Annotated in this window: 3 protein-coding genes; all 3 read right to left on the bottom strand. The window is 44.2% G+C overall.

The window, feature by feature from the left end; translation table 11 throughout:
• Positions 1–151 precede the first annotated feature (151 nt).
• The 3 genes from ACFI6J_RS21345 to tnpC all read right to left on the bottom strand — a co-directional run bounded on the left by ACFI6J_RS21345 (position 152) and on the right by tnpC (position 3,078).
• Complete coding sequence (locus ACFI6J_RS21345) at positions 152–532, bottom strand: hypothetical protein (RefSeq protein WP_061439342.1); 381 nt, start codon at positions 530–532, stop codon at positions 152–154.
• A 141-nt stretch (positions 533–673) separates the two neighbouring features.
• Entirely contained in the window at positions 674–1,345 is a 672-nt protein-coding gene (locus ACFI6J_RS21340) for a hypothetical protein (protein WP_061439344.1), read from the bottom strand.
• 233 nt (positions 1,346–1,578) lie between these two features.
• Complete coding sequence (tnpC, locus tag ACFI6J_RS21335) at positions 1,579–3,078, bottom strand: IS66 family transposase (protein WP_462586384.1); 1,500 nt, start codon at positions 3,076–3,078, stop codon at positions 1,579–1,581.
• Positions 3,079–3,291: the final 213 nt, after the last annotated feature.

Here is a 3,291-nt window from a genome sequence, read left to right as displayed (position 1 = left end):
CTACATGTGTTTGACGTAGGCAATTTGCCTAACATCAGCCATGACAGACGAAGTAAACGAGTTCTAAAAAGGCAACGGTATTGATCTTGAAATAGTGGTCAAGGGGCTATCTTTTTTCATTGACAGCCCGGAGGCTCATATGTGTTATATTTTAGTTAAAAACAACCGGCAATGTTACCGAAATACCACAGCCTTCGCCGTATGAAAAAACAAAAAAGTGTTTTCGAACGAGCTCATTTCCAACGGTATACCAAACTACTTTTCCTTCATCACGCTCGAGAGCTTCCGCAGGCATAAACAGTGATGGTTCCTCGAGACTGTCGATGAATAGTGCCGAATTTTTATATTCTCGATCTTCGATTTTGTTGGGTAATAAGATTTCTACTGAATAACTGCCATCAAAATACTCAGTATTAACTGTAAAAAGTGGCTGATATTTTTCATTCCAAAGAAATGCCTGTTCCTCAGTAACAATACAAGTTGATGCGTTCGAAGCGCCGCAAAATAATAAACTTAATAAAATCCATCTCAATTTGAACTTACTCCGAAAATATAACGGCCCGCATAACGGGCAAAAATACGTAGGCTATAATACTGAGCGAAGCGAAGGGAGCCTACGTGTTTTTGTCCCTAGCGAGCGTAGCGAGTGTTAATGCGTTTGTTAGCTTCCTTGTTATTCGAAGAACATACTTGCTGCTTTAGTTGCTGCATCTTCAGAATAATAAATAAGTTTTAAGACTTCACTGTGTTCTAGTTTCGAAACGTCGTTAAAATTTTGATAAACAGAGCTATGGTGGTCATTTGTAATAAATGTACTACCAACATATTTTCCAGAATTAGCGTCAAATACTAGCGCTACATAAATAGGGACAAAACTCCTGACGTCGCTCATTTGAGTCTTGAACCATGCGCCACTGCAAGCCTCGCCTTTATAAAAGTTTTCGTAGTCTCTCGCGACAAGGAGAAAGTCTAAGTCATACTTAGCTTGAATTTCTCTAAGCTTATTTAATCCCTGTGGCACCAATTTGGCACTAGCGTCCCAGGATGAGTAACTTAAATAATTGCTCCAATCAATACTAGAGTCTATTTGAACGGGAGTGTTAAAAGTGTTTTTAATTCCTTCAACATAGCCTTTTGTGACTAAGGCGTTGACATTTTCAGTAATAGGGTAAATTTCTTCAGTGTTTTGGAATACTGTCTTGCCAAGGTGGGTGTGGCATAGTTTTAAAGTTTCATTTAGCTTGTAGTCAACACCGATTCGACTATTTTTGAAAGAAACTGGTTCAGATGTGCTTGAACATCCGACTAATAAAAGACATAGACTTAAAAAAAATACAAGTTTCAATTTAAAACCTCTGGGAAGCTAACACCCCGCTTAGGGGCAAAAATACGTGGGCTATAATACCGAGCGAAGCGAGGACAGCCCACGTGTTTTTGTCCCAGCAAGCTCCGCTTGCGTCTACAGCGGTTTGTTATGTACGTGCCGATTACAACCTAATGTACCTTGGCACTTTATTTTTAAGCAGCCGAACCAACTCTGGCTGCATACGATCATAAGTAAGCGTCTGGCAATCCCACCTAGCGCTTCGCAAAGTGCCATGGAAGTAGTTGCTCGATGTTCGGCGCTGGCTTGCTGAACTCATCAAGGCAAGACATCACATACTCGAACACATTGAGGTCGTTGGCTTTTGCGGTTTCGATGATGCTGTAGAGGATGGCGCTGGCATTGGCGCCGGTAGCGGTCTGGCTGAACAGCCAGTTTTTTCTGCCTATCACGAACGGTTTAATCGCGCGCTCAGCGCGATTGTTATCGATATTTAATAATCCGTCGAGTGTATAGCGCGCTAGCTTTTCCCATTGGTTCAAGCAGTATTGAATCGCTTCACCTAATTTGGTTTTCGGTAGCACTTGATGTACTGATTTCTCTAGCCATGTATGGAGCTGGTTGAGCAACGGCAGGCTCTTTTCTTGTCTGGTAAGGTAGCGCACCTCCACCGTTTTATCTTTTAATTGAGTTTCGATGCGATAGAGTTTTTGGATGTGATTGAGTGCCCAGTCTGCTTTGCCGCTGCCTTTTTTACCCGCGCCTTTCTTTGCTTCCATAAACTTACGACGTGCATGGGCCCAGCAACCAATAAGTGTCGCTTGCGTTTGCTCGTAACCTTGATAGCCATCCACTTGTAGATAGCCGCTATAGCCTTGCAGGAAGTCTACTGCGCATTGTCCAGCGCGACTATTGTGATAATCGTACAACACGATATTGGATGTCGCTGTATCGGGGATATTACCGCTAGGTGAATCAGCACCACTGGCATACAACCACATATAGCTGTTCGCTTTTTCAGACTCGACCACTTTTAGCGTGGTTTCATCCGCCGCTATAACGGGTTGCTTTAGCAGATGTTGATGAAGCTGGTCATAAAGCGGCTTAAATAACTCAGCACAACGGATTATCCAGTCTGCCATGGTTTTACGGCTGAGTTCGATGCCATGCTGTTTGAACATAGCTTCCTGCCGGTAAAGTGGCAGACCATACTGATATTTGCTGGTGATTATCTGACTCAACAGGCTCGGCGTTGCATAGCCTTTGGGGATAACGCTATGTGGTACCGGCGCTTGTTTCACCGTATTGCTGATACCCTCTTTTTCGCAGGTACGGCACGCATACTTCGGACGTACATGTTCAATCACTTTCACCTGAGCAGGAATGAACTGAAGCTTCTCAGACTTATCTTCACCGATGCAGTGCAGCGTGCCAGCGCAGCAACCACAGACTTTATCTTCATCAGGGATATCGTGGACGATGACTTCACGCGGCAAGTCCTCAGGCAGTGGTTTGCGCTTAGGTTTATTGCGTGTGTAACTGATGGCTTCCTGCTCTGGCGTTTCAACATCGGCAGCCAGTTCTTCCGCCTCATTAAACAGTTCGCCCTGACCAGGGTGGCCCTCGGTGCTTTTACCAAACTGTTTTTGCTGTGCGATACGGAACTGCTCTTCCAGGTATTGATACCGGTTATTCAGTTCCTGGAGCTGCTGCTCCAGTTCAGCGATGCGGCGTTGATAATCTTCTTCGTTCATAAGACTATTATCGCCGATTAAGGTACTGATTACCTGATGTTATTCAGACTATTTCGTGATCGATAAATGCTGTTTATGATCACCGGTTATAAGCCGGAAGCGGTGTAGTTCAATGGCGAATGGCCTATCACATCAAAGCCCGACAACAGCCACTGCAACTGCTGCTCACTCAGGTTGATGTGTTGTAATTCAGTGTCTGACGGCCATTTAAAG

The organism is Alteromonas sp. G4i13, from assembly GCF_054960505.1.
This window is presented reverse-complemented; position numbering and strand designations above follow the sequence as displayed.

What these genes read in the sequence shown, in the direction of transcription:
- tnpC (WP_462586384.1), bottom strand. Translation starts at nt 3,078, where the DNA reads ATGAACGAAGAAGATTATCAACGCCGCATCGCTGAACTGGAGCAGCAG.